The 25,122-nt window shown below is 66.7% G+C and carries 26 protein-coding genes; 20 read left to right on the top strand and 6 right to left on the bottom strand.

The features are described 5' to 3' along the window. The first annotated feature begins 10 nt into the window (after positions 1 to 10). From A5645_RS00245 to A5645_RS00235, 3 genes are all read left to right on the top strand, one after another. Positions 11 to 1,282, top strand: coding sequence for an aspartate aminotransferase type Ic (locus A5645_RS00245; protein ID WP_065033957.1), 1,272 nt, complete (start codon positions 11 to 13; stop codon positions 1,280 to 1,282). A gap of 109 nt (positions 1,283 to 1,391) precedes the next feature. Then, positions 1,392 to 3,221 (top strand): DNA polymerase III subunits gamma/tau, encoded by a 1,830-nt coding sequence (locus A5645_RS00240; protein ID WP_065128084.1) that lies wholly within the window; start codon positions 1,392 to 1,394, stop codon positions 3,219 to 3,221. A gap of 78 nt (positions 3,222 to 3,299) precedes the next feature. Beyond that, complete coding sequence (locus A5645_RS00235) at positions 3,300 to 3,746, top strand: SRPBCC family protein (RefSeq protein ID WP_065128083.1); 447 nt, start codon at positions 3,300 to 3,302, stop codon at positions 3,744 to 3,746. Here A5645_RS00235 and A5645_RS00230 read toward each other — a convergent pair. Further along, complete coding sequence (locus tag A5645_RS00230; protein ID WP_216638283.1) at positions 3,743 to 4,513, bottom strand: Rv3717 family N-acetylmuramoyl-L-alanine amidase; 771 nt, start codon at positions 4,511 to 4,513, stop codon at positions 3,743 to 3,745. The two genes, A5645_RS00235 and A5645_RS00230, sit on opposite strands and share 4 nt — an antisense overlap. Before the next feature lie 98 nt (positions 4,514 to 4,611). Here A5645_RS00230 and A5645_RS00225 point away from each other — a divergent pair, with 98 nt between their 5' ends. Both A5645_RS00225 and recR read left to right on the top strand, forming a co-directional pair. Next, the gene (locus A5645_RS00225; protein ID WP_080697095.1) at positions 4,612 to 4,965 is read left to right on the top strand and encodes a YbaB/EbfC family nucleoid-associated protein; all 354 of its coding nucleotides are present in this window, start codon (positions 4,612 to 4,614) and stop codon (positions 4,963 to 4,965) included. A gap of 10 nt (positions 4,966 to 4,975) precedes the next feature. Further along, positions 4,976 to 5,587, top strand: a complete 612-nt coding sequence (gene recR / locus A5645_RS00220; RefSeq protein WP_065033954.1) for a recombination mediator RecR — start codon at positions 4,976 to 4,978, stop codon at positions 5,585 to 5,587. Between the two features lie 6 nt (positions 5,588 to 5,593). On the opposite strand, the gene A5645_RS00215 is transcribed toward recR, so the two are convergent. From A5645_RS00215 to A5645_RS00205, 3 genes are read right to left on the bottom strand one after another with little or no spacing between them, the layout of a single operon-like run. Next, on the bottom strand, positions 5,594 to 6,031 hold the full coding sequence (locus A5645_RS00215) for a hypothetical protein (protein WP_253866815.1): 438 nt from the start codon (positions 6,029 to 6,031) through the stop codon (positions 5,594 to 5,596). Position 6,032: 1 nt separating this feature from the next. Then, positions 6,033 to 6,740, bottom strand: a complete 708-nt coding sequence (locus A5645_RS00210) for a type 1 glutamine amidotransferase (RefSeq protein WP_065033953.1) — start codon at positions 6,738 to 6,740, stop codon at positions 6,033 to 6,035. Continuing rightward, on the bottom strand, positions 6,733 to 8,013 hold the full coding sequence (locus A5645_RS00205; protein ID WP_065128082.1) for a Mur ligase family protein: 1,281 nt from the start codon (positions 8,011 to 8,013) through the stop codon (positions 6,733 to 6,735). Before A5645_RS00205 ends, A5645_RS00210 begins: the two co-directional genes overlap by 8 nt. Positions 8,014 to 8,145: 132 nt before the next feature. On the opposite strand from A5645_RS00205, the gene A5645_RS00200 reads away from it, so the two are divergent. Then, the gene (locus tag A5645_RS00200; protein WP_436405452.1) at positions 8,146 to 9,138 is read left to right on the top strand and encodes a DEDDh family exonuclease; all 993 of its coding nucleotides are present in this window, start codon (positions 8,146 to 8,148) and stop codon (positions 9,136 to 9,138) included. On the opposite strand, the gene A5645_RS00195 is transcribed toward A5645_RS00200, so the two are convergent. Further along, complete coding sequence (locus A5645_RS00195; protein WP_065128081.1) at positions 9,135 to 10,070, bottom strand: NADP-dependent oxidoreductase; 936 nt, start codon at positions 10,068 to 10,070, stop codon at positions 9,135 to 9,137. The genes A5645_RS00200 and A5645_RS00195 overlap by 4 nt on opposite strands. A 135-nt stretch (positions 10,071 to 10,205) precedes the next feature. Between A5645_RS00195 and A5645_RS00190 the strand changes: the two genes are divergently transcribed. From A5645_RS00190 to A5645_RS00180, 3 genes are read left to right on the top strand one after another with little or no spacing between them, the layout of a single operon-like run. Further along, on the top strand, positions 10,206 to 10,691 hold the full coding sequence (locus A5645_RS00190; protein ID WP_065128080.1) for a MarR family winged helix-turn-helix transcriptional regulator: 486 nt from the start codon (positions 10,206 to 10,208) through the stop codon (positions 10,689 to 10,691). Positions 10,692 to 10,730: 39 nt separating this feature from the next. Further along, a complete protein-coding gene (locus A5645_RS00185) occupies positions 10,731 to 11,192 on the top strand; it encodes a hypothetical protein (protein WP_065128079.1) in 462 nt (153 codons plus the stop codon). Continuing rightward, on the top strand, positions 11,192 to 11,758 hold the full coding sequence (locus tag A5645_RS00180) for a TetR/AcrR family transcriptional regulator (RefSeq protein WP_065033948.1): 567 nt from the start codon (positions 11,192 to 11,194) through the stop codon (positions 11,756 to 11,758). Before A5645_RS00185 ends, A5645_RS00180 begins: the two co-directional genes overlap by 1 nt. Here A5645_RS00180 and leuA read toward each other — a convergent pair. Beyond that, on the bottom strand, positions 11,755 to 13,557 hold the full coding sequence (gene leuA / locus A5645_RS00175) for a 2-isopropylmalate synthase (RefSeq protein ID WP_065128078.1): 1,803 nt from the start codon (positions 13,555 to 13,557) through the stop codon (positions 11,755 to 11,757). The genes A5645_RS00180 and leuA overlap by 4 nt on opposite strands. Before the next feature lie 313 nt (positions 13,558 to 13,870). Here leuA and A5645_RS00170 point away from each other — a divergent pair, with 313 nt between their 5' ends. The 11 genes from A5645_RS00170 to egtD all read left to right on the top strand — a co-directional run bounded on the left by A5645_RS00170 (position 13,871) and on the right by egtD (position 25,113). Further along, positions 13,871 to 15,136, top strand: coding sequence for an aspartate kinase (locus A5645_RS00170; protein ID WP_065033946.1), 1,266 nt, complete (start codon positions 13,871 to 13,873; stop codon positions 15,134 to 15,136). Further along, the gene (locus tag A5645_RS00165; RefSeq protein ID WP_065033945.1) at positions 15,137 to 16,174 is read left to right on the top strand and encodes an aspartate-semialdehyde dehydrogenase; all 1,038 of its coding nucleotides are present in this window, start codon (positions 15,137 to 15,139) and stop codon (positions 16,172 to 16,174) included. 98 nt (positions 16,175 to 16,272) lie between these two features. Beyond that, positions 16,273 to 17,922 (top strand): PPE family protein, encoded by a 1,650-nt coding sequence (locus A5645_RS00160; protein WP_065128077.1) that lies wholly within the window; start codon positions 16,273 to 16,275, stop codon positions 17,920 to 17,922. A 75-nt stretch (positions 17,923 to 17,997) separates the two neighbouring features. Beyond that, on the top strand, positions 17,998 to 18,357 hold the full coding sequence (locus tag A5645_RS00155; protein WP_436405451.1) for a hypothetical protein: 360 nt from the start codon (positions 17,998 to 18,000) through the stop codon (positions 18,355 to 18,357). A gap of 111 nt (positions 18,358 to 18,468) precedes the next feature. After that, entirely contained in the window at positions 18,469 to 18,858 is a 390-nt protein-coding gene (locus A5645_RS00150; protein WP_065128075.1) for a hypothetical protein, read from the top strand. 43 nt (positions 18,859 to 18,901) lie between these two features. Next, complete coding sequence (locus tag A5645_RS00145) at positions 18,902 to 20,350, top strand: catalase (protein WP_065033941.1); 1,449 nt, start codon at positions 18,902 to 18,904, stop codon at positions 20,348 to 20,350. Positions 20,351 to 20,377: 27 nt separating this feature from the next. Then, a complete protein-coding gene (locus A5645_RS00140) occupies positions 20,378 to 20,806 on the top strand; it encodes an organic hydroperoxide resistance protein (protein ID WP_172830432.1) in 429 nt (142 codons plus the stop codon). Positions 20,807 to 20,856: 50 nt separating this feature from the next. After that, on the top strand, positions 20,857 to 22,155 hold the full coding sequence (gene egtA, locus A5645_RS00135; RefSeq protein ID WP_155767784.1) for an ergothioneine biosynthesis glutamate--cysteine ligase EgtA: 1,299 nt from the start codon (positions 20,857 to 20,859) through the stop codon (positions 22,153 to 22,155). Then, entirely contained in the window at positions 22,152 to 23,438 is a 1,287-nt protein-coding gene (gene egtB, locus A5645_RS00130; protein ID WP_065128073.1) for an ergothioneine biosynthesis protein EgtB, read from the top strand. The genes egtA and egtB overlap by 4 nt, the downstream gene beginning before the upstream one ends. Continuing rightward, on the top strand, positions 23,438 to 24,148 hold the full coding sequence (egtC, locus tag A5645_RS00125) for an ergothioneine biosynthesis protein EgtC (protein WP_065128072.1): 711 nt from the start codon (positions 23,438 to 23,440) through the stop codon (positions 24,146 to 24,148). The genes egtB and egtC overlap by 1 nt, the downstream gene beginning before the upstream one ends. After that, a complete protein-coding gene (gene egtD, locus A5645_RS00120) occupies positions 24,148 to 25,113 on the top strand; it encodes an L-histidine N(alpha)-methyltransferase (protein ID WP_065128071.1) in 966 nt (321 codons plus the stop codon). Before egtC ends, egtD begins: the two co-directional genes overlap by 1 nt. Positions 25,114 to 25,122 lie beyond the last annotated feature (9 nt).

Genomic DNA, 25,122 nt, shown 5'->3' with positions numbered 1-25,122 from the left:
AAAGGGCCGCATGGCGTCGTTCGATTCCCTCAGCCCTGAAGAGTTGTCCGCGCTGCACGCGCGCCATCAGCAGGATTACGCGGCGCTGCAGGCGAAGAAACTCTCGTTGGATCTGACCCGCGGCAAGCCGTCGCCCGAACAGCTCGACCTGTCCAACCAGCTGTTGTCTGCCCCCGGCGCCGACTTCCGTGACCCGGAGGGCACCGATACGCGCAACTATGGCGGCCTGCACGGTCTGCCCGGGCTGCGCGCGATCTTCGCCGAGTTGCTGGGCCTTCCGGTGCAGAACCTGATTGCGGGCAACAACGCCAGCCTGGAATTCATGCACGATGTCGTTGTCTTCTCGATGCTGCACGGTGGCGTGGATTCGCCGCGGCCGTGGGCGAAGGAACCGGCCGTCAAATTCTTGTGCCCGGTGCCCGGTTATGACCGGCACTTCGCTATCACCGAGACGATGGGCATCGAGATGATCCCGGTCCCCATGCTCGAGGACGGCCCTGACGTCGACCTGATCGAAGAACTGGTCGCGGCCGACCCGGCAATCAAGGGCATGTGGACGGTTCCCGTCTTCGGGAACCCGACCGGCATCACCTACTCCTGGGAGAACGTCCGCCGTCTGGTGCAAATGAAGACCGCGGCCAGTGACTTCCGCCTGTTCTGGGACAACGCCTACGCCGTGCACACCCTGACCCACGACTTCATCCGTCAGGTCGACGTGCTGGGCCTGGCCACCAAGGCGGGCAACCCCAACCGGCCCTACATCTTCGCGTCCACGTCCAAGATCACCTTTGCCGGTGCCGGCGTCAGCTTCTTCGGCGGCTCGCTCGGCAACATCGCGTGGTACCTGCAGTACGCCGGGAAGAAGTCGATCGGGCCGGACAAGGTCAACCAGCTACGGCACCTGCGTTTCTTCGGCGACGCCGACGGGGTGCGGCTGCACATGCTTCGGCACCAGCAAATCCTGGCGCCGAAGTTCGCGCTGGCCGCCGAGATCCTGGAGCAACGTCTGGGCGACGCCAAGATCGCCTCGTGGACCGAGCCGAAGGGTGGCTACTTCATCAGCCTCGACGTGCTGCCCGGGACCGCCCGCCGGACCGTCGCGCTGGCCAAGGATGCCGGGATCGCCGTCACCGAGGCCGGTGCGTCGTTCCCGTATCGCAAAGACCCGGACGACAAGAACATTCGTATCGCGCCGTCTTTCCCGTCGCTGTCGGACCTGCGCGACGCGGTGGACGGGCTGGCCACGTGCGCGCTGCTGGCAGCGACCGAAACTCTTACTTGATTCTGCGCCTCTGGGGTCGGCATCGTCACCGGGCGTCGGTTGATTGCCCGCCTCCTCAGCCGACCCTCTGGGGTCGGCATCGTCACCGGGCGTCGGTAGCCTGCTCACCGTGGCCCTCTACCGCAAGTACCGACCGGCATCCTTCGCCGAAGTGGTGGGGCAGGAGCACGTCACCGAGCCGCTCTCCGTCGCCCTGCAAGCGGGCCGGATCAACCACGCATACCTGTTCTCCGGGCCACGCGGCTGCGGAAAGACCTCGTCCGCGCGCATTCTCGCGCGATCGCTGAACTGCGCGCAGGGTCCCACCGCCACCCCGTGTGGAGTTTGCGATTCCTGCCAGGCGCTGGCCCCCAACGCGCCGGGCAGCATCGATGTGGTCGAGCTCGACGCGGCCAGCCACGGCGGCGTTGACGACACCCGCGAACTGCGCGACCGCGCCTTCTACGCGCCGGCTCAGTCGCGCTACCGGGTGTTCATCGTCGACGAGGCGCACATGGTGACCACGGCAGGATTCAATGCGCTGCTCAAGATCGTCGAGGAACCACCCGAGCACCTCATCTTCATCTTCGCGACCACCGAGCCGGAGAAGGTGCTGCCCACCATCCGGTCGCGCACCCATCACTATCCGTTCCGGCTGCTCCCGCCCCGCACCATGCGGGCGTTGATCTCCCGGATCTGTGAGCAGGAGGGCGTCGTCGTCGACGAGGCGGTGTATCCGCTGGTCATCCGGGCCGGCGGCGGCTCGCCACGCGACACGCTCTCGGTGCTGGATCAGCTGGTGGCCGGATCCGACGGCGGCCGGGTCGGCTATCAGCGGGCGCTGGGGCTGCTGGGCGCCACCGACGTCGCGCTCATCGACGACGCCGTCGACGCCCTGGCCGCCGGTGACGCGGCGGCGTTGTTCGGCGCCGTCGAATCGGTGATCGACGCCGGGCACGACCCCCGGCGCTTCGCCACCGATCTGCTGGAACGGTTCCGCGACCTCATCCTCATGCAGGCGGTCCCGGACGCGGTGTCCCGCGGGGTGGTGGATGCCCCGGAGGACATCCTGGACCGCATGCGGGATCAAGCAGCCCGAATCGGTCCGGCGACCCTGACCCGATACGCCGAAGTGGTCCAAGCGGGCCTCGGGGAGATGCGTGGCGCCACGGCGCCGCGCTTGCTGCTCGAAGTGGTCTGCGCCCGACTGCTGTTGCCGTCGGCCTCCGACGCCGAATCGGCGTTGCTGCAACGCGTCGAGCGCATCGAAACCCGGCTGGCCATCTCGATACCGGCCGCGGACGCGCCCGCGCCCAGCGCGCCGGCTCGTCCGCCGTTCACCCGGCCCGCACCGCGGCCGGAAGAGCCCAAGGCCGAGCCGGCCTCGGCGGCGCCGCCGAAGCCCGCGACGCCGCCACCGCAGCCCCCGCCGCAAGCACCGTCCCCGCCGCCGCCTGCGGCCGCGCCACCGGCTCCCCCCGCGCCGCCGGCTCCCGCCGCGCCGGGTGAACTCAACGCCGCCGCGGTGCGCAGCATGTGGCCGACGGTGCGCGACAAGGTCCGGGAGCGCAGCCGCACCACCGCCGTCATGTTGTCCGGCGCCACGGTCCTTGCCGTCGAGGACAACACGCTGGTGTTGACCCACGAAGCCGCGCCCCTGGCCAAGCGGCTGTCCGAACAGCGCAACGCCGACGTCATCGTCGAGGCGCTCAAGGACGCGCTGGGGGTGAACTGGCGAGTCCGTTGCGAAACCGGTCCGCCGGTCGCCGCGGATCTCAGTGTCGCTCCACCAAAGGTGGAAGAACCTGTGACACAGCATGTTTCGGCGCAGCGCGACGAAGAGGAAAGCATGCTCGCCGAGGCCGGCCGCACGGATCCGTCGGAACCCCGGCGGGACCCGGAGGAGGTCGCTCTCGAGCTGCTGCAGAACGAACTGGGGGCCCGTCGTATCGACGGGTAGCCGTACAGCGCACCTATATCGTGGTCCCCGACAGCCGACCGTGCGGTGGCACGGTCATGAGCAGAGGAGTTGCACCTGATGGGACAGGTGAAGGCAGCCAGCACCGTCTTGATCAACGCTGAGCCGAACGCAGTGCTCGACGCGGTGGCCGACTACCGCAACGTCCGTCCGAAGATCCTTTCCCCGCAATACAGCGAGTACGAAGTGCTCGAAGGCGGTCAGGGTCAGGGCACGGTGGCCAAGTGGCGGCTGCAGGCGACCGAGTCGCGTGTGCGCAACGTGCAGGTCAACGTGGACGTCGCCGGGCACACGGTCATCGAGAAGGACGCGAACTCGTCGATGGTCATCAACTGGACGGTGGCGCCGGCCGGCCCCGGATCCAGCGTCACCCTGACGACGACCTGGACCGGTGCCGGCGGCGTCAAGGGATTCTTCGAGAAGACGTTCGCGCCGCTGGGACTGAAGAAGATTCAGAACGAGGTGCTGACCAACCTGAAGAACGAGCTGGAAGGCCAGTCCGCCTAGCGCGCCTGGCCCTGGGTGGCTAAGAACCCCGCGACGCCGCGGACCAGCGCGTCGGCGTACTTCTGCCGGCCCTCCGCGGACTCCATCGACGCCGAATCCGCGGGATTCTTCATGTTGCCCAGTTCAACCAGCACGGACGGATACTGGGCGAGGTTCAGGCCGGCCAGGTCCGAGCGTCCGTAGAGGCCGCCCTGGCCGATGTAGTTCGCCGGCGGGATGCCGGACGCCTGCAACTGGTCGCGCATGACGCGGGCGAACTGCACGGACGGCCCGGCCTGGGCCGCGTTGAGTGGCGGGGACGAGTAGTTGACATGGAATCCCCGCCCGGATGCGGGGCCGCCGTCGCCGTGCAGGCTGACGATCGCGTTCGGGTGCAGCGCGTTTGCCATGTTGGCGCGTTCGTCGACGCACGGCCCGAGCGCGTTGTCGTTGCTGCGCGACATCGCGGTCCGCACGCCCAGGGCGTTGAGGGCGGCCCGCAGCCGCAGCGCGGTGTCCCAGGTGAAGGTGTGTTCGGAGTATCCGCTGTTGGTTGACGTGCCGCTGGCCTGACAGTCCTTGGTGCCGCCTCGTCCGGTGGGGACCTGGCGTCCGATGGAAGCGTCGTTGACCCCGTTGTGGCCGGGATCGATGAACACGATCATTCCGGCCAGACTGCCGGGCGCCGCGGTTGCGGCGGGCATCAGCGGCCTGACGGGCACTGCGGCGGCTGCAAGTGTTCCGATGATCATGGCGATGCCGACACGCAGGCTGACTCGTACGTCCACTGCGCCAAGGTATCGCCGCGCGGACTACGCTGAATGTTTCAAATCGCCCGACAAGCGCAGGCGAAACCAACTCGAGACCAAGATGCGAGGGGACTGTCATGCAACCCGGAGGCGATATGTCGCAGCTGCTGGCTCAGGCGCAGCAGATGCAGCAGAAACTACTCGAGGCGCAGCAGCAGCTGGCGAACTCCGAGGTGCACGGTGAAGCCGGTGGGGGACTGGTCAAGGTCACCGTCAAAGGCAGCGGCGAGGTCGTGGGGGTGACGATCGACCCGAAGGTCGTCGACCCCAGTGACATCGACACCCTGCAAGATTTGATCGTCGGCGCGATGCGCGACGCGTCCCAGCAGGTCACCAAAATGGCGCAGGAGCGGCTGGGTGCGTTGGCCGGTGGCCTGCGCCCGCCGGCCCCGCCGGCCGCGCCGCCCGCACCCGGCGTGCCGGGGGTCTGATCCCACCAACATGTTCGAAGGACCGGTTCAGGACCTGATCGACGAGCTCGGCAAGCTGCCAGGCATCGGGCCCAAGAGCGCCCAGCGCATCGCCTTCCACTTGTTGTCCGTCGAGCCGCCGGACATCGACCGGTTGACGGCTGTGTTGGGCAAAGTCCGCGACGGCGTGCGCTTCTGCGCCGTCTGCGGCAACGTCTCCGACGAGGAGCGCTGCCGGATCTGCGCCGACCCGCGCCGGGACGGATCGCAGGTGTGCGTCGTCGAGGAACCGAAGGACATCCAGGCCGTGGAGCGCACCCGCGAATTCCGGGGCCGCTATCACGTGCTGGGCGGGGCGCTGGACCCGCTGTCCGGGATCGGTCCCGAACAGCTGCGGATCCGGGAGCTGTTGACCCGGATCGGTCAGCGGGTCGACGACGTCGACATCACCGAGGTGATCATCGCCACCGACCCCAACACCGAAGGCGAGGCGACCGCCACCTATCTGGTGCGGATGCTGCGCGACATCCCCGGCCTCACGGTGACGCGGATCGCGTCGGGGCTGCCGATGGGCGGTGACTTGGAGTTCGCCGACGAGTTGACCCTGGGTCGCGCGCTCACCGGCCGCCGCGCGATGGTCTGACGTTTCTTACGCCTTGCTCAACTGGAATCGTCGGGTGAAGGTGTCGCCCGGTTCGCCGCCACACCCCGACGTCGCCGTTTCACCTTCGCCGGCCAGCGTCACCGCATCGAAGCTGTAGTGGACGGTCGCCGGGGTCGATGCGCCGTTAGGGCACGGCACCTGGGTCGTGCCGTTGTGCGTCCATCGCCCATTGGCGAGTTGAAACTCCCAGCTGATGACGAACGTCCCGCCGTCTTGTGAGGTCGCTCGTGTGCAGTCCGACCCGCAGGGGACGAAGAGCCAGGCGGTCGGTTTGTCGCTGCCCGCGTATTGCACGCTGTATCGGCCGATCAAGACTTCCGGCTCGGCGTGCGCCGGCGTCGGCGACGCGATGACCGCCGCCGTGGCGAGCGCCGCGGCACCCGCCACGAATTGCGCGCTGAACCTCGCCTGTTGGGTCCGCACCTCAGCGCGCCGCCAGTCGTTCGCGGCGCAGCAAGTCCACCTCGGGCAGCTCTAGGGGCGCCAGCTCGCCCACCACCTTGCCGAGCAGCAGGTCGGCAAGCTCTGGGTTGCGTGCCAAACACGGGCCGTGCATGTAGGTCGCCACCACATTGCCCTGCACGGCGCCATCGAAGCCGTCACCGGCCCGGTTCCCGGCGCCCTTGCTGACGGCGGCCAACGGCGAAGCGGCCGGGCCCAGCACGGTGCCGCCGCGGTGGTTTTCGAACCCGGTCAACCGCTGGGAGAGTCCTTGCAGCAGTGGCTTGGACACCAGCTCGCCGATGGTCCTCGTCTCCTGGGGCGAGGTGGTGGCATCGAGCATGCCCACCCCGTCGACTCGTTCTCCCGACGACGTTTCATACCAGTGCCCGAGCACCTGCACCGCCGCGCAGATCGCCAGCACCGGCGCCCCGCGTTCGGCCGCGCGCTGCAGGCCCGGGTACCGGATGAGGTGCCGCGTCGCCAAGCGTTGGGCATAGTCCTCCGCGCCGCCGAGCGTGTACAGGTCCAGCGAGTCCGGCACCGGATCGGCCAGCGTTATCTCCACGATCTCGGCGGGAATATCGCGCAGCAGCAGCCGTTGGCGCAACACCACCGCGTTGCCGCCGTCGCCGTAGGTGCCCATCACGTCGGGCAGCACCAGCCCGATCCGCACCGTCGAGTCAGCCATGGCGCGCCAACCTCCGGTTCAGCTGCAGAAAGGCGGTGTAGTTGGCGACAACCTCCACCCGCCCGGGCGGGCACGACTCGATGGCCGCAACGGTGTCGTGCACCAGGGTGTGCTCGACGCCGGCGTAGCCCAACCGAACCGCCAGGTCGGTGCCGCGCTCACCGGCGGCCACGACGCGGGTTTTTTCGCGCTGCTGTTCCTCGCCTGATTCACCCCGTGACGCACGGGGCTCACTGGCGAGATGCTCGAAGCGTACGTCCCACAACCAGGACAGATCCTCCCCGTCGGGAATCTGCCCGTTGACCGCGATCACCACGCCGTCGGCGTGCTTGTCGACCATCGACAACGCCTCCTGCCAGCCGGCCGGGTTCTTGGCCAGCAGGATCCGCACCCCATGGTCGCCCAGCCGGATGGTTCGGTACCGCCCGGCGACCTCGTCGACCGCCGATACCGCCGCGACGGCCTTGGCCGGGTCGGCGCCGAGCGCGACGGCGGCTGCCACCGCCTGGGCGGCGTTGCCGCGGTTCACCGCGCCGGGCAGGGCCAGGCGCATCGGTAACGCCAGGCCGTCGGGGCCGTACAGGGTGGTGTCGTCGAACCACCACTGGGGGCTGGGCCGCTTGAAGTCGACGCCGGTTGAATACCAGTGCTGCTGCTCACGGACGATCACCTCACCGCTGCGTGGACAGCTGACCGAGTCGTTCGCCCAGGATCCACCGGCGGCCACCCAGACCACATTCGGGCTGTCGTAGGCGGCCGAGGTCATCAGCACGTCGTCACAGTTGGCGACGATCACCGCGTTGGGGTGGCGCTCCAGACCGCCGCGCAGGGTTCGTTCGATGACGTTGATCTCTCCGACCCGATCCAGCTGGTCGCGGGACAGGTTGAGCAGCACGATCGCGGCCGGTTCCACGGCGTCGGAGACGTGCGGCACATGCATCTCGTCGACCTCGAGGGCAGCGAGCTCCGCCCGCCGGTCGGCGGCCAGCGCGGCCACCAGGCCGGCGTCCATGTTGGCGCCTTCGGCGTTGGTGGCCACCGCGCCGATGGTGCCCAGCGCGGCGGCGGTCATCCGGGTCGTCGTCGATTTGCCGTTGGTCCCGGTGACGATGACCGTGCGCCGGCCCACCCCGAGCTGGCGCAACACCGAGCGGTCCAGCGTCATCGCGACCAGTCCGCCGATCATGGCGCCGGCACCACGTCCGGTGACTCGGGATGCCCAGCGCGCGCTCGCTCCAGCGGCGAGAGCCAGACGAGCGCGGGCGGTGATCACCCGGAGAGTTTAAGGGCGATCGCAAACGCGGCGCTCTGCGCCGGGTGCAGCGGGTCGCCCTCAGAGCCTTTAGAGGCCGACACGATGCGCCAGCGAACCAGAGATGTCGGTTCGCCGTGCCATCCTCAAGCCATGAACCGGATGTCCTGGGGCCGGCCTGCACGAGAGCCGGACGGGGGATGGGCCGTCATCGATGTCGAGACCTCGGGCTTCCGCCCGGGTCAGGCCCGGATCATCAGTATCGCCGTGCTGGGGCTCGATTCCCGGGGCCGGGTTGAGCAGTCGGTGGTCAGCTTACTCAACCCAGGGGTCGATCCCGGGCCCACGCACGTGCACGGGCTGACGGCCGCGATGCTCGAAGATCAGCCCCAGTTCGGTGACATCGCGGCCGACGTGATCGAGGTGCTGCGGGGACGGACCCTGGTGGCGCACAACGTCGCGTTCGACTACTCGTTTCTGGCGGCTGAAGCGGAGATGGTGGACACCGAGCTGCCCGTCGACACCGTCATGTGCACGGTCGAGCTCGCTCGTCGCCTCGAGCTCGGCCTGGAGAACCTGCGGCTTGAGACGCTCGCGGCGCACTGGGGTGTCACTCAGGAACGGCCACACGACGCGTTCGACGACGCCATGGTGCTGACCGGGGTCCTGGCCGCGGCCTTGGGAAGGGCACGCGACCGGGACATCTGGTTGCCGGTGCATCCAGTGACCCGGAGCCGATGGCCCAACGGCCGCGTCACCCATGACGAGCTGCGGCCGCTGAAGACGTTGGCGGCCCGGATGCCCTGTCCCTACCTGAACCCGGGCCCCTACGTCCGAGACAGGCCACTGGTCCAGGGCATGCGGGTCGCGCTGGCCGCCGAGGTGGGTCGCACCCACGAGGAACTCGTCGAACGGATTCTGCACGCCGGGCTGGCCTACAGCGACGACGTCGACCGCGAGACCTCCCTGGTGGTGTGCAACGACACGACCCCCGAGCAGGGAAAGGGCTATCACGCCCTGCGGCTCGGTGTTCCAGTTGTTTCCGACGCGCAGTTCATGGACAACGTCGGATCCGTGGTCGGCGGCACCAGCATGGAGGAATTCGTCGACGCATCCCCGGCCGACGACCAGCTCGCCCTGTTCTAGGGCAACAGAATCGTCTTGCCGGGTAGGCGACCGGCGTCGGAAGCATCGTGCACGGTGGCGGCCTCAGCCAGCGGCCGACGGTCGGCCACGTCGATGTGCAGCTCGCCCGCGTCGACGCGGCGGACCAGCTCGGCAAGCTGCCCGGCATCGCTGCGGACGAAGACGCGTTGCGCTCGCACCCCCCGCACCGAATCCTCCGTCCCGGACGCCATGGTGCCCACGTGGATGCCGCCATCGGCGACCACGCCGACCAGGGCAGCGGTTTCCTCCGCGCTGGTACTCACCAGGTTGAGCACCACATCGAACGGCTGCCCGGCGACGGCAATCGGTGTCCGCGAGTAGTCGATGTGCTCGATGACCCGATCGGCGCCGTAGTTGCGTAGCCGGTCGGCGCTGCGGGCAGATGCGGTTGCGGTGACGATCGCCCCGGCTTGCTTGCCGAGTTGGACCGCATAGCCGCCGACCGCTCCGCCGGCACCATTGATCAGGATCTGCTGTCCCGCCTTCAATCCGGCGAGCTCGAATAATGCCTGCCATGCCGTCAGCCCGACCGTCGGCAGTGCCGCGGAATCGGCCAGCGGCATCGAGCGCGGCGCGGCCGCCAACGCCTCCGCTGGCGCCAGCACGTACTCGGCGGCGGCGCCGTCAGCATCCAACGGGAGCAACGCCACGACCGCATCGCCGACGCTCCAGCCCGTCACGCCGTCACCGAGCTCAGCGACCGTGCCCGCGAAGTCGATCCCCGGGATGTGCGGAAAGCCGATCGTGTACACCTCGGACAGATAGCCGCCGCGGATGCCCGCGTCGACCGGGTTGAACGACGTTCCGGCCACCTTGATGAGGACCTGCCCGGGGGACGGTATCGGTCGCTGGATCTCGGTGTACTCGAGCACGTCGCTACTGCCGTAACGGTGGTACAGCACTGCCTTCATGGTTACCTCCAATGGTCTGTTGCTTCGAATTCGAAGCAGTTACGCCAGGTGTAACTTGTTTCGATTTCGAAGCATTTCCCCATGAGGTGTGACGCTGATCTCAGTGCTTCGAAATCGAAGCATTACGATGGCGAGATGAGCGACGCCCTCACGCCGGCTCAGATGCATACGTACTTCGCCCTGACCGAAGCGGTCAGCCTGCTCCAGTACGCGGTGCGCCAGCAGCTACAAGCCGACGGCGACCTCAGCTACGTGCAGTTCGAGATCCTGGCGCAACTCGCCGAGGCCGACGGGCAGCTCACCATGACCGACCTCGCCGACAAGGTCGTCTATAGCCGCAGCGGCCTGACCCATCAGGCGGGACTGTTGGAGAAGGCAGGCCTGATCACCCGCAATGCCAGCCCCCACGACCGGCGGGCCACCACCGTTGACATCACCGAGGCGGGTCGAGCCCGGCTGGCCCAGGTCATGCCCGGGCACATCGAGGTCGTCCGCGAACTGCTCTTCGATTCGCTCTCCGACCAGGACGTACAACTTCTCGGCAACACCATGAGTCACGTTCGCAATCACATGCGGGCCTGGCCGCCTCGCTCGGCTCTCAGCCGCGCACGGCGCGGTTGACCCCTTGTATCACTACGTCGTAGTGGTACCGTCAGCGCTATGACAACCACTACGGGTGTAGTACACCAACACAAGAATCGCTCCCTATGGAGCTCGTACCGTCGGCATGGCTACTTCTTCCGTGAGATCGCGATGCTGACCATCTCGTTGGGCGTTCTCATGCACGTCTACCGGGTGATCTTCGGCGACGCCCTCACGCTGCAGCACGTGATGAACGTGACCAACGACCGGATCCTGCTGGTTCCGATGACCTACGCGGGCATCACGGGAATCCTGCTATGGCGGCGCCTCCAGTTCGCAAACAAGCGGCACCGGGCGCTGTTCACCGGGTCGGTCGTCTACATCGCGGGCAGTGTGCCGCTGCACGTCTACTGCTCTTACATCGTGATGGACACGTCGATCGTCACCTGGTTCCCGATGTGGTTCAGCTACTTGCTGCTGATCGTGGTCTACCCCGTGTTCCTGACGATGTTCTGGCGGCTGCGCTACAAAGATTCCTGATGCCCCCTAACCCCGAACGTCGCACTCAGATCCTCGACACCGCCATCGGCATCCTGGCCGACGAAGGCGTCGGGGGTCTGACGCATCGCCATGTCGACGATCTGGCGCACCTGCCCGGGGGCACCACGTCGAACTACTTCCGCACCCGCCAAGCCCTTCTGGAGGCGACCGCCGCGCGCACCGTCGAATTGCATTGGCAGCGAGTGGAATTCCTGCGGACCGCAGTCGGTTCACTCAGCCGTGACGGCGTCGAGGCGCTGATGACGCGGATGCTGGCCGAGCCCGACGAGCAGATGCGCCGCTACACTCTCGCTCGTTTTGAGCTGTTCATGGAGGGCACGCGGCGGCCCGAATTGCAGCCGTTTCTGGCGCAATTGCAGGCCGCCGCCGTCAAGTCCGCCACGCTGATCTTCGAGGCGGCCGGATACAACCCAACCGCGGAGCAGATGGAGGAGCTCAGCCGGCTGCTCAACGGGTACATGTTCAGCAAGCTCACGATCCCCAACCCGGACGAGGACCCGGCCGGGTTGGTGGACCGCCTATTGCGTACCTACTTCGACAATTAACGGGACGCCCGGTTGACCGCCGACACCACGGCCCGCAACGACGCTGTGGTGATCGACGGTGCGATGCCGACGCCCCACACCGTCTTGCCGGATACCGATGCCTCTACATACGCAGCTGCCTGCGCATCGTCACCGGCGCTCATGGCGTGCTCGGAGTAATCGAGCACGGCCACGTCGAATCCGACGGTGCCCAGCGCGTGGACGAACGCCGCGAGGGGGCCGTTGCCGGCACCGTTGATCTCGGTTTCCACCCCGTCGATCTTGACCGTGGCCGAGATGGTAGTGTTTCCGGAATCCTCGTCGGACGCGTCAACCCGCTGCTTGATCCGTTCCAGCGGCCGCACCGGGGCCAAGTACTCCTCGGAGAACGCCTCCCACATCTCCTTGGGCGATACCTCACCGCCCTCGCCGTCGGCCATCGTCTGAATGACCTGCGAGAACTCGATCTGCAGCCGGCGCGGGAGGGCCAGGCCGTGGTCGGCCTTCATGATGTAGGCCACTCCACCCTTACCGGACTGCGAGTTGACCCGGATCACCGCTTCGTAGGTGCGGCCGACGTCCTTGGGGTCGATCGGCAGATACGGCACCTGCCAGAGCATGTCGTCCACATCGGTGTCCGCCGCGTCGGCATCGAACTTCATCGCGTCCAGGCCCTTGTTGATGGCGTCCTGGTGGCTGCCGGAGAACGCGGTGTACACCAGGTCGCCGCCGTAGGGGTGGCGTTCGTGGACCGGCAGCTGGTTGCAGTACTCCACCGTTCGCCGGATCTCGTCGATGTTGGAGAAATCGATCTGCGGGTCGACGCCGCGGGAGAACAGGTTGAGTCCCAGCGTGACCAGGCAGACGTTGCCGGTGCGCTCGCCGTTGCCGAACAGGCACCCCTCGATTCGGTCGGCGCCGGCCTGATATCCCAATTCGGCTGCGGCAACGGCAGTTCCGCGGTCGTTATGCGGGTGCAGGCTCAGGATGACCGACTCCCGGTTGGCCAGATTGCGGCTCATCCACTCGATCGAGTCGGCGTAGACGTTGGGCGTTGCCATCTCCACGGTGGCAGGCAGGTTGAAGATGATCGGGTTGTCCGGCGTGGGTTGGATGATCTCGCCGACGGCGTCGCACACCTGCTTGGCGTACTCCAGCTCGGTCCCGGTGTAGGACTCCGGTGAGTACTCGAACCGCCACCGGGTGCCCGGGTATTTCGCCGCCTCCTCGACGCACTTGCGCGCACCTTCGGTCGCGATGGCCCGCACGGCGTCGCGGTCGGCGCGGAACACCACGCGGCGCTGCAGGATCGAGGTCGAGTTGTAGAAGTGCACGATGACGTTCGCGGCGCCTTCGCACGCCTCGAAGGTGCGCTCGATCAGCTCGGGGCGGCACTGGGTGAGCACCTGGATGGTGACGTCGTCGGGAATGGCGCCGTCGGTGATGATGTCGCGGACGAAGTCGAAGTCGGTCTGGCTGGCCGAAGGAAACCCGACCTCGATCTCCTTGTAGCCCATCCGGACCAGCAGGTCGAACATGCGGCGCTTGCGGGCCGGGCTCATCGGGTCAATCAGCGCCTGGTTGCCGTCGCGCAGGTCAACCGCGCACCACAGGGGTGCGTGCTCGATGACGCGGTCGGGCCAGGTACGGTCGGCGACCCGGATGGGCTCGACTTCTTCGGCGAAGGGGCGGTAGCGGTTGACCGGCATGGACGAGCCGCGTTGTGGATTCCATACCGGCTGGCCGGGCCGCGGGGCGCCCGCGGGTGTGCTGATAGTGCGCGTCGAGACGTATACGTCGGGTGAATCGGATTTAGTCACGGTTTGTGCTCCAGGGATTTTGAGTGAGGAACCTCAGACCGGCGCATCGCGAACTCCCGCGACGGGAAGCCGGTCTGGATCAGACCCCGTCGCGGCGTCCGAGGAGGAGCACCCGCTGCACGTTGTGCACTCTACCAAAACGCCACCTCCCGCCGCCGAGCGTCTGGCCAACGGATGGCTTCGGTCACACTCGGCTACCGGAAGCCCACGTTCGGCGCCGCTACCTGATCGCCGCCGGATAAATGGGGATGCGACGGCACGTATCCTGTTGTGGACTTAAACCCAGTAGCCCTCGTAAAGAACAGGGAAATCAGTGGCGCTCGTCGTGCAGAAATACGGTGGATCCTCGGTGTCCGACGCCGACCGGATTCGCCGGGTCGCCGAGCGGATCGTCGAGACCAAGAAGCAGGGGAACGACGTTGTCGTTGTGGTTTCCGCGATGGGCGACACCACCGATGACCTGCTGGACCTGGCTCAACAGGTCTGCCCCGTCCCGCCGCCGCGGGAACTCGACATGCTGCTCACCGCCGGTGAGCGGATTTCCAACGCGCTGGTCGCGATGGCGATCGAATCGCTGGGTGCGCACGCCCGGTCTTTCACCGGCTCGCAGGCGGGCGTCATCACCACCGGCACCCACGGCAACGCGAAGATCATCGACGTCACTCCGAGCCGCGTGCAGGCCGCGCTCGACGAAGGCCGGATCGTGCTGGTCGCCGGCTTCCAGGGCGTCAGCCAGGACACCCGCGATGTCACCACGCTCGGCCGCGGTGGCTCGGACACGACCGCAGTCGCGCTGGCCGCGGCGCTCAATGCCGACGTGTGCGAGATCTACACCGACGTGGACGGCATCTTCAGCGCCGACCCGAGGATCGTGCGCAACGCCCGCAAGCTGGAAACGGTCACCTTCGAAGAGATGCTCGAGTTGGCGGCCTGCGGTGCCAAGGTGTTGATGCTGCGCTGTGTGGAATATGCCCGGCGCTACGACCTTCCGGTGCACGTCCGGTCGTCGTACTCGGACCGCCCGGGCACCGTCGTTGTCGGATCGATCAAGGACATATCCATGGAAAGCCCCCTTCTGACCGGCGTCGCACACGACCGCAGCGAGGCCAAGGTGACCATCGTCGGCATCCCCGACATCCCGGGGTATGCCGCCCGGGTGTTCCGGGCCGTGGCAGAAGCCGACGTGAACATCGACATGGTGCTGCAGAACGTCTCCAAGGTCGAGGACGGCAAGACCGACATCACCTTCACCTGCTCGCGTGACAGTGGGCCCACCGCGGTGGCGAAGCTGGACTCGCTCAAGGACGAGATCGGGTTCACCCAGCTGCTCTATGACGACCACATCGGCAAGGTCTCGCTGATCGGGGCCGGCATGCGTAGCCACCCCGGCGTCACAGCAACGTTCTGCGAGGCGCTGGCGGCTGTCGGTGTCAACATCGAGCTGATTTCCACCTCGGAAATCCGCATTTCCGTGCTTTGCCGCGACACCGAACTAGATAAGGCCGTTGTTGCGTTGCATGAGGCGTTCGGTCTCGGTGGCGACGAGGAGGCAACGGTGTATGCAGGGACGGGTCGATAGATGGGCCTATCCATAGGTGTTGTGGGTGCCACCGGTCAGGTGGGGCAGGTGATGCGCACCCTGCTCGACGAACGTGACTTCCCGGCCAGTTCGGTGCGGTTCTTCGCCTCGGCCCGATCGCAGGGCCGCAAGCTGGGATTCCGTGGCCAGGAGATCGAGGTCGAGGACGCCGAGACGGCCGACCCGACCGGGCTGGACATCGCGCTGTTCTCCGCCGGCGCCACCATGTCCCGGGTGCAGGCGCCCAGGTTCGCTGCTGCCGGGGCCACGGTGATCGACAACTCGTCGGCCTGGCGCAAGGATCCCGACGTGCCGCTGGTGGTGTCCGAGGTGAACTTCGAGCGGGACGCACACAATCGCCCCAAAGGCATCATCGCCAACCCGAACTGCACCACGATGGCCGCGATGCCGGTGCTCAAGGTGCTGCACGACGAGGCGCAACTGGTGCGGCTGGTCGCGTCGACCTACCAGGCAGTCTCCGGCAGCGGGCTGGCCGGGGTCGAGGAGCTGGCGACGCAAGCCCGCGCGGTCCTGGACGGCGCCGAGGGGCTGGTGCACGACGGGCGCGCGGTCGAGTTCCCGGCGCCGCGCAAGTACGTCGCGCCGATCGCTTTCAATGTGGTCGCGCTGGCCGGTTCGCTGGTCGACGACGGGTCGGGCGAGACCGACGAGGACCAGAAGCTGCGTTCGGAGAGTCGCAAGATCCTGGGCATTCCCGATCTGCTGGTCAGCGGTACGTGTGTGCGGGTTCCGGTGTTCACCGGGCACTCCCTGTCGATCAACGCCGAGTTCGCCCGGCCGATCTCGCCGGAGCGGGCCCGTGAGCTGCTCGACGGCGCGCCGGGCGTGAAGCTGGTCGACGTGCCGACGCCGCTGGCCGCCGCGGGGGTGGACGAATCCCTGGTCGGACGCATCCGGCAGGATCCGGGCGTGCCGGACGGACGTGGCCTGGCGCTGTTCGTCTCGGGCGACAACCTGCGCAAGGGCGCGGCGCTGAACACCATTCAGATCGCCGAATTGCTCGCCGCGCAGGCGTAACAAACGTTCACGCGCTGTCCCAGCAAAAAGCAAATCTGCCGCCTATCCCTGTCATACAGTTGTTGACGGTCGCGTAACGACACGCTTAGGGGGTCAGGGTGGAGAATTTCTCGGTATTGCCGCCGGAGATCAATTCGTTGCGCATGTTCCTCGGCGCAGGTTCGGCGCCGATGCTGCAGGCGGCGGCGGCTTGGGAGGGCCTGGCCGATGAGTTGGCGTCGGCGGCGGGGGCATTCTCCGCGGTGACGTCGGGGTTGACCGGCCAAGCCTGGCAAGGCGCAGCGTCAGGGGCGATGGCCGCCGCTGCAGCTCCGTATGCGAGCTTCTTGAGCGCCGCATCAGCGCAGGCCGCGGGTGCGGCCGGCCAGGCAAATGCGGTCGCCAGCGCATTCGAGGCTGCCCGAGCGGCGATCGTTCATCCGCTCGAGGTGGCCGCCAACCGGAACGCGTTTGTGCAGTTGGTCCGGACAAACTTTCTAGGCCTCAACGCTCCGGCGATCGCCGCCATCGAGGGCTTCTACGAGAGCATGTGGGCCCAGGACGTCGCCGCGATGTTCGGCTATCACGCGGGAGCATCGGCGGCGGCCGGTCAGCTCGGTCCGGCGCAGGGCGTGCTGCAGAATTTGTTGAGCAACTTGCCGAATCTCGGCATCGGGAACAAAGGCGGCACCGGCAACGTCGGCAACGGCAACAACGGCAGTGCCAACGTCGGTAGCGGGAATTTGGGCAGCGGCAATATCGGCGGCGGCAACTTGGGTAATTCCAACGTCGGCAACGGCAACGTCGGTGACGGAAATTTCGGCAGCGGTAACGTCGGCGTCGGAAACATCGGGATGGGCAACGGCGGCACGCTTTCGGGCATTGTGCGTGGACAGGGGAACAATAATGTCGGGATCGGCAATACCGGCAACAACAACATCGGCCTCGCCAATACAGGCAATTGGAATCAGGGCGCGGGCAACCACGGCAACTCCAACATCGGGCTTGGGCTGACCGGCAACAACCTGATCGGCCTCGGCAATGCCTATTACGACACCACGACGGGCCAGTTCGTCTTCCACGGTCTGAATTCTGGCAGCGGCAATATTGGATTCGGTAACTCGGGCTCCAACAACATCGGGTTCTTCAACTCGGGCTCCAATAACATCGGCTTCTTCAACTCCGGCATCGACACGGCTGGCCCGTACAACGTCCACACCGTGGGTGTTGGCAACTCGGGGACCGCCAATATCGGCTTCGGAAATTCCGGCGCGGGGAGCTTCGGGATCGGAAACGGTGGCAGCTTGAGCACCGGCATTGGCAACGGAGGCGCTGTCAATACCGGCTTCGGTAACGGCGGCACCACCAACACCGGCTTCTTCAATGGAGGCGCGGCCAACACGGGTAGTGGCAATTCGGGTGACATCAACACCGGTATCTGGAATTCGGGTGACGTCAACACCGGGCTGGGCACTACCACCGATTCCGGCGCGACCACGTCCGGCTTCGGCAATACCGGGCTGCTGGTTTCAGGTTTTGGCAACTCGGTCGCCACAAATGCGGGCATCGGTGCTGTCTCCGGCTTCGGTAACTCGGCGGCGGGTGGTTCGGGATTGAACGGCAACGTTTCCGGTTTGTTCAACACCGGCCTCACGGAGCTGTTCCTAGGAATGCCTTACGGTCAAGTCAGCGGATTCAACTCCGGGTTCTTCAACAGCGGCACCGGTGTTGCCGGTTTCTTCACCATCAACGTCGGGCGCCTGCCCTGATCGTGGCCCTCGGCCGATCGCTCACAGCTGCTACATAAGTAGCGCATAGCGGCCACTACTGTTTACCCATGCATCATGCGTGTCATGAGCGAAATTTCTGACACTCCCACCACGCGCACCTCGACCGCCGTGGCGCCGCAACCCGTCCACACCACCCCCAAGGTCTTCAGGGCCGCGGCGTGGGTTGCGATCGTCGCCGGGATCGTATTCATCGTCTCGGTCATCTTCTTCACCGGATTCCGGCTCGGATTGGCCGCCGGCCACGGTGGCCACCACGGCCACCACCACAAGCACCACCCGGCGATGTACCACCGCTCGGGCTTCCCCAACGGCGGTGGCGGCCAGCAGAGTCCCGGCAACGGACCGGGCGGGCCGGGCCAGGTGCCCACGTCGGTGGCGCCGTCCACTACCCCGGCCCCAACACCAGGTCGCTAACACCTTCAACCAGTAGCCCGGTGCTCGTCGAGCACCGGGCTACATCAATTCACGGCATCTTTGTTGCTTGAGGCCTTTACGGTGTCGTACGCCTAGGCAATATTCGAAGGCATGAGTGAAACACCCGAATCCTCGGTTCCTGTGACTCCAACCGCCACCGCGCCGCCGCCCTACGTGGAGAAACCGCCACGGCTCTACCGCGTCGCGGCGTGGGTGGTGATCGTCGCGGGCATCGTCTTCATCGCGTCGACCCTTTTCTTCGCCGCTGCCATGGCATTCGGCGACGGCAGATGCCATCACCACCACCGCCATCACCACGGCCAGTTCCAACCGGGCGGCCCGGGCGGTCCCGGCGGACCAGGAGCGGGGTGGCAGTTCCGCTATCCCGGCGGTCCGCCCCCTCCCGGCATGGGCCCCGGCTTCCCGCCACCACCCCAGGCTCCCGGCCAACCGCCGACCACCTCCGGGTCCAGCGCGCCCTCCAGCCCGCCCGGTCGCTAGCCACGAATCCCGCATCGAACCAGCCCAGCAACGAGGAGATCCCATGACGGAGCGTTTCACCACGACTGACGGCGGCAGCCCGGCGCCCAGCGACAAGGAGTCGTTGACCGTCGGTCCCGACGGCCCGATCCTGCTGCACGATCACTACCTGATCGAGCAGATGGCGCAGTTCAATCGGGAACGGATCCCGGAACGTCAGCCACATGCCAAGGGCGGCGGCGCATTTGGCTTCTTCGAGGTCACCAACGACGTCAGCCGATACACCCGGGCCGCGGTATTCCAGCCGGGCACCAGAACCGACACGTTGATCAGGTTCTCCACGGTGGCGGGCGAGCGGGGCAGCCCGGACACCTGGCGGGACCCCCGCGGCTTCGCGCTGAAGTTCTATACCAGCGAAGGCAACTTCGACATGGTCGGCAACAACACGCCGATCTTCTTCATCCGCGACCCGCTGAAGTTCCAGCACTTCATTCGCTCGCAAAAGCGAATGCAGGCAACGAACCTGCGCAACCACAACATGCAGTGGGACTTCTGGACCCTCACCCCGGAGTCTGCGCACCAGGTCACCTGGCTGATGGGCGACCGCGGTATCCCCAAGACCTGGCGGCACATGAACGGCTACAGCAGCCACACCTACAGCTGGATCAACGCCGCCGACGAGATCTTCTGGGTGAAGTACCACTTCATCAGTGACCAGGGCATCGACTTCCTCACCCAGGAGGACGCCGACCGGCTCGCCGGTGAGGACGGCGATTATCACCAGCGTGATCTGTATGAGTCGATCGAGCGCGGCGACTTCCCGAGCTGGACGCTCAAGATGCAGATCATGCCTTTCGAAGAGGCGAAGACCTACCGGTTCAACCCCTTCGACCTCACCAAGGTGTGGCCGCACGGCGACTACCCGTTGATCGACGTCGGCAAGCTGACGCTGAACCGCAACGTCACCGACTATCACGCCGAGATCGAGCAGGCCGCATTCGAGCCGAACAACATCGTGCCGGGCACCGGACTGAGCCCGGACAAGATGCTGCTCGGTCGCGGTTTCTCCTATTCCGACGCTCACCGGGCCCGGCTGGGCGTCAATTACAAGCAGATCCCGGTGAATTCGCCGAAGGTCGAGGTCAACAGCTACTCCAAGGACGGCGTCATGCGGATCAAGAACGCATCGGATCCGGTGTACGCGCCCAACTCCTACGGCGGCCCGCATGCCGACCCGCAGCGCGCCGCCGAGGTGCGCTGGTTCGCCGATGGGGAGATGGTGCGATCGGCCTACACGTTGCGCCCCGAGGACGACGACTGGAGCCAGGCCGGCACCCTGGTTCGTGATGTGCTCAACGACGACGAACGGGAAAGATTGGCCCACAACATCATCGGACACGTCTCCAAAGGTGTGCAGGAACCGGTGCTGTCCCGGGTGTTCGAGTACTGGCGCAACGTCGACGCCGATCTCGGCAAGAAGGTGGAGGAGGGAGTCCGGGCGAACCTAGGGTGACCATCGTCGGCTGGCATGATCGAGGCCATGAGCATTGAAGTCGTTTACACCACCGCATCAACTGCGACGGGCGGCGGCCGCGACGGACACGTGAAGTCCGACGACGGTCGCATAGACCTGGAAACTCGCCCACCGAAGGCGATGGGGGGCAACGGTGAAGGCACCAACCCTGAGCAGTTGTTCTCGGCCGGCTATGCAGCGTGCTTCCTGGGCGCGCTGCGGCTGGTTGCGGGCAAGGCCAAGGTCAAGCTCGACGACGCCACCGACGTCACCGTGGAGATCGGATTCGGCAAGGACACCGAGGGTGGGTTCGGCCTCACCGGCAAGATCGTTGGATACCTGCCCGGCCTGGACCAGAGCTCGGCCGACGACCTGGTCCATCAAGCTCACCAGGTGTGCCCGTATTCCAAGGCCACCCGGGGCAACATCGACGTCGACGTATCGGCCAAGGTGTAGCGAGGGCGGGTCCGGGAATATGTCGGACCCGTCTGGAAGATGAAGTGATGGTGACACGCATCGCCGCGACCGCCACGTCCCCGCCGCTGGACGGTATCGGCCCGGCGGACAGCGCGCTGGCCGGATCGGCGGCCGTCGCTCAGCACATCGCCGAGGGTTGCCTCACCGATGGCCCACTGGGCCGCGTCGGCCTGGAACTCGAGGCGCACTGCTTCGACCCCGCCGATCCACTGCGCCGTCCCGCCTGGGATGAGCTCAACGACATTCTCAAATGGGTTGACCCTCTTCCGGGGGGCAGCGCGATCACCATGGAACCCGGTGGCGCCGTTGAACTTTCGGGCCCGCCAGCCGACGGTGTGTTGGCGGCGATCGACGCGATGAGCCGTGACCAGGCGGTGCTGCGTTCAGCCTTGGCTGAGTCGGGCCTGGGGTTGGTGTTCCTGGGTGCGGATCCGCTGCGGTCGCCGTCGCGGGTCAACCCCGGCGCGCGTTACTGCGCGATGGAGCAGTTCTTCGCCGCCAGCGACAGTGGTGCGGCGGGCGCGGCGATGATGACCTCGACGGCCTCGATTCAGGTCAATCTCGACGCTGGGCCGCGCGCGGGCTGGGTTTCGCGGGTGCGCCTGGCACATGCGTTGGGGCCGACGATGATCGCGATCGCAGGTAATTCCCCGATGCTGGGTGGCGAGTTCACCGGTTGGCAGTCCACCCGGCAGTGGGTGTGGGGCCAGATGGATTCGGCGCGGTGTGGGCCGATCCTGGGTGCCAGCGGTGTCGACCCCGGCACCGACTGGGCGCGGTACGCGCTCAAGGCGCCGGTGATGATGGTGCGCAGTCCCGACCACCAAGAGATCCTCGCGGTCACGGACCACGTGCCGTTCACCGATTGGGTGGACGGCCGCGTCCTGCTCGCCGGGCGCCGTCCCACCAACGCCGACCTCGAATACCATCTGACCACTCTGTTCCCGCCGGTACGGCCGCGTCAGTGGCTGGAGATCCGCTATCTCGACTCCGTCCCGGAGGCCGTGTGGCCCGCGCTGGCCTTCACCCTCACCACTTTGCTGGACGACCCGGTCGCGGCGGACCTGGCCGCCGAAGCGGTCGAACCGGTGGCCACGGCATGGGACATCGCAGCCCGGGCCGGGCTGGTCGACCGACGGCTGTACGCGGCAGCCAACCGGTGTCTGGCCATCGCCACGGAGCGAGCACCAGCCGAGCTCGCCGCGGCGATGGAGCAGCTCATGCTCAATGTGGAGACGGGCCGATGCCCGGCTGACGATTTCGCCGACCGGGTCATCGACAACGGCATCGCGGCAACGGTTGCGCGGATGGCCCAAGGGGGGATGTGACCAAAGAACGGCTTGCCGGCGACCTGGAGCGCGCGCGAACCCGCACGCTGCGGCTCGTCGATTTCGACGACGCCGAACTTCATCGGCAGTACGACCCGCTGATGAGTCCGCTGGTGTGGGACCTGGCGCACATCGGTCAGCAGGAAGAGCTCTGGGTGTTGCGTGGCGGCAACCTGGACCGGCCGGGATTGTTGCCACCGGAAGTGGAAGGGCTATACGACGCCTTCGTGCACTCTCGCGCCAGTCGGGTGGACCTGCCGTTACTGTCCCCGGCCAAGGCGAGGTCGTTCTGCAGGACGGTCCGCAACGCTGCGCTGGACGCGCTGGATTCGCTGCCCGATGCCGGCGCCGCCGACCAGGCGCTGTTCAGGTTCGGCTTGGTCGTCAGCCATGAGAGTCAGCACGTTGAAACCATGCTGCAGGCGCTCAATCTGCGCTCCGGGCCGCCGCTGTTGCAGGCCACCCAACCCGTTCCTGCCGGTCGTCCCGAACTGGCCGGGACGTCGGTGCTGGTGTCCGGCGGCCCCTTCGTGCTGGGTGTGGACGCGGCGACCGAACCGTACTCGCTGGACAACGAGCGTCCGGCACACGTGGTCGAGGTGCCGAGCTTTCGGATCGGCCGCGTTCCGGTCACCAACCGCGAATGGCAGCACTTCATCTCCGACGGCGGTTACGACGAACCGAGATGGTGGTCGGAGCGTGGCTGGCAGCACCGCCAGCAGGCCGGTCTCACCGCGCCGCAATTCTGGGGCGCCGACGGGCGCACCCGCACTCGGTTCGGCTACACCGATGACCTTCCCGCCGACGAGCCGGTGCAGCACATCTCGTACTTCGAGGCCGAGGCGTACGCGGCGTGGGCCGGCGCCCGGCTGCCCAGCGAGATCGAGTGGGAGAAGGCTTGCGCATGGGATCCGGCCGCCGATACCCGCCGCCGCTATCCATGGGGAGAGCAGGAGCCATCGGCCGAACGCGCCAACCTCGGCGGCACCACACTGCGCCCCGCGCCGGTCGGGGCTTACCCGGCCGGAGCGTCGGCCTACGGCGCCGAGCAAATGCTGGGCGACGTCTGGGAATGGACCAGTTCGGCGCTGCGGCCCTGGCCGGGCTTCGTGCCGATGATCTACGAGCGCTATTCCCAGCCCTTCTTCGACGGCGACTACCGGGTGCTGCGCGGTGGTTCCTGGGCAGTCGAGTCGTCTATCCTGCGTCCCAGCTTCCGCAACTGGGATCACCCCTACCGTCGCCAGATCTTTTCCGGCCTCCGATTGGCCTGGGACGTCTGATGTGTCGTCATCTGGGCTGGCTCGGATCGCCAGTCAGCATTTCCAGTCTGGTACTCGAGCGGCCGCAAGGTCTGCTGGTGCAGTCCTACGCGCCGCGCCGCCAGAAGCACGGGCTGATGAACGCAGATGGTTGGGGCGTAGGCTTTTTCGACGATTCCGCCGACCGTTCCGTACCGCGGCGCTGGCGCAGTCCGGCGCCGCTGTGGGGGGACCCCTCATTCGCATCGGTAGCCCCGGCGCTGCGCAGCCATTGCGTGGTGGCCGCGGTGCGCTCGGCGACCGTCGGCATGCCGATCGAGATCAGTGCCACCGCACCCTTCACCGACGGCCAGTGGCTGCTGTCCCACAACGGTGTGGTCGACCGCGCGGTGTTGCCGCCTAGCCCGCTGGCCGAATCCGTATGCGACAGTGCGCTGCTCGCCGCGGCGATCTTCGCGCGCGGATTGGATGCGTTGGGCAACAGCATCATTGAGATCGGCAGCGCCGACCCGCAGGCCCGGCTGAACATAATGGCGGCCAACGGTTCCCGGCTGCTCGCCACAGCCTGGGGTGACACGCTGTTCCTGCTGCAGCGTGCCGACGGTGTGGTGCTGGCCAGCGAGCCTTACGACGACGACCCGGATTGGGAAGAAGTGCCGGACCGGCACCTGGTGGAGGTGGGTGCCGACGGCGTCCGGTCGACACCGTTGAACCGTGTGAAGGGAACCTGATGACACTGTCGTTGTCCAATCACCTCGCCGAGGACTCGGCGTTGCAGGCATTGCGGCGCGACGTGTACACCGGTCTGCAGCAGACTCCTAAGTCGTTGCCGCCCAAATGGTTCTACGATTCGGTAGGCAGTGACCTGTTCGACCAGATCACCCGGCTGCCGGAGTACTACCCGACCCGCGCCGAAGCGGCCATCCTGCGGGCCCGATCCGCCGAAGTGGCGGCGGCAAGTGAGGCCGACACCCTCGTGGAGCTGGGCAGCGGAACTTCGGAGAAGACGCGGCTGTTGCTCAATGCGTTGCGGGATAGCGGCGCGCTGCGCGGTTTCGTGCCGTTCGACGTCGACGCAAACGTGCTCTCGGCGGCGGCCGAGGCCATCCAGCGCGAGTATCCAGGCATCCAAATCAACGCTGTCTGCGGGGATTTCGAGGAACATCTTACCGAGATCCCCGGTGGTGGGCGTCGCCTGTTCGTCTTCCTTGGTTCGACCATCGGCAACCTCACACCCGGGCCCCGTGCCGAATTTCTGGCGGCGTTGTCGGGGGTGATGCGGCCCGGGGACAGCCTGTTGTTGGGCACCGACCTGGTCAAGGACACCGAGCGGCTGGTGCGGGCCTATGACGACGCGGCCGGGGTGACGGCACGGTTCAATCTCAATGTGCTGTCGGTGATCAACCGCCAGCTCGGCGCGAATTTCACCGTCGATGCCTTTCAGCATGTCGCCCGTTGGAACGCCGAACTTCAGCGGATCGAGATGTGGCTGCGGTCGACTCGCCGCCAGCGGGTGCGGGTAGGCGCCCTTGACCTGACCGTCGACTTCGACGCGGGCGAGGAGATGCTGACCGAAGTGTCCTGCAAGTTTCGCCCCGACGCGGTTGGTGCCGAACTCGCCGATGCGGGTCTGACCCGCATCCGGTGGTGGACGGACGACGCGGGTGATTTCGGTCTGTCGTTGGCGACCAAATAGCTGCGGGGG

It is taken from the genome of Mycobacterium asiaticum (assembly GCF_001673635.1).
GTDB classification, from domain to species: Bacteria; Actinomycetota; Actinomycetes; order Mycobacteriales; family Mycobacteriaceae; genus Mycobacterium; species Mycobacterium asiaticum_C.
This window is presented reverse-complemented; position numbering and strand designations above follow the sequence as displayed.

Bases quoted from the DNA above. Each gene is read 5' to 3' on its own strand.
- A5645_RS00200 (WP_436405452.1), top strand. From the start codon at position 8,146: ATGAACCGGATGTCCTGGGGCCGGCCTGCACGAGAGCCGGACGGGGGA.
- A5645_RS00155 (WP_436405451.1), top strand. From the start codon at position 17,998: ATGCGTGTCATGAGCGAAATTTCTGACACTCCCACCACGCGCACCTCG.
- A5645_RS00140 (WP_172830432.1), top strand. From the start codon at position 20,378: ATGAGCATTGAAGTCGTTTACACCACCGCATCAACTGCGACGGGCGGC.
- A5645_RS00180 (WP_065033948.1), top strand. From the start codon at position 11,192: ATGCCCCCTAACCCCGAACGTCGCACTCAGATCCTCGACACCGCCATC.
- egtD (WP_065128071.1), top strand. From the start codon at position 24,148: ATGACACTGTCGTTGTCCAATCACCTCGCCGAGGACTCGGCGTTGCAG.
- A5645_RS00185 (WP_065128079.1), top strand. From the start codon at position 10,731: ATGACAACCACTACGGGTGTAGTACACCAACACAAGAATCGCTCCCTA.
- A5645_RS00165 (WP_065033945.1), top strand. From the start codon at position 15,137: ATGGGCCTATCCATAGGTGTTGTGGGTGCCACCGGTCAGGTGGGGCAG.
- A5645_RS00195 (WP_065128081.1), bottom strand. From the start codon at position 10,070: ATGAAGGCAGTGCTGTACCACCGTTACGGCAGTAGCGACGTGCTCGAG.
- A5645_RS00190 (WP_065128080.1), top strand. From the start codon at position 10,206: ATGAGCGACGCCCTCACGCCGGCTCAGATGCATACGTACTTCGCCCTG.
- A5645_RS00145 (WP_065033941.1), top strand. From the start codon at position 18,902: ATGACGGAGCGTTTCACCACGACTGACGGCGGCAGCCCGGCGCCCAGC.
- egtC (WP_065128072.1), top strand. From the start codon at position 23,438: ATGTGTCGTCATCTGGGCTGGCTCGGATCGCCAGTCAGCATTTCCAGT.
- A5645_RS00150 (WP_065128075.1), top strand. From the start codon at position 18,469: ATGAGTGAAACACCCGAATCCTCGGTTCCTGTGACTCCAACCGCCACC.
- A5645_RS00210 (WP_065033953.1), bottom strand. From the start codon at position 6,740: ATGGCTGACTCGACGGTGCGGATCGGGCTGGTGCTGCCCGACGTGATG.
- A5645_RS00225 (WP_080697095.1), top strand. From the start codon at position 4,612: ATGCAACCCGGAGGCGATATGTCGCAGCTGCTGGCTCAGGCGCAGCAG.
- recR (WP_065033954.1), top strand. From the start codon at position 4,976: ATGTTCGAAGGACCGGTTCAGGACCTGATCGACGAGCTCGGCAAGCTG.
- A5645_RS00235 (WP_065128083.1), top strand. From the start codon at position 3,300: ATGGGACAGGTGAAGGCAGCCAGCACCGTCTTGATCAACGCTGAGCCG.
- A5645_RS00245 (WP_065033957.1), top strand. From the start codon at position 11: ATGGCGTCGTTCGATTCCCTCAGCCCTGAAGAGTTGTCCGCGCTGCAC.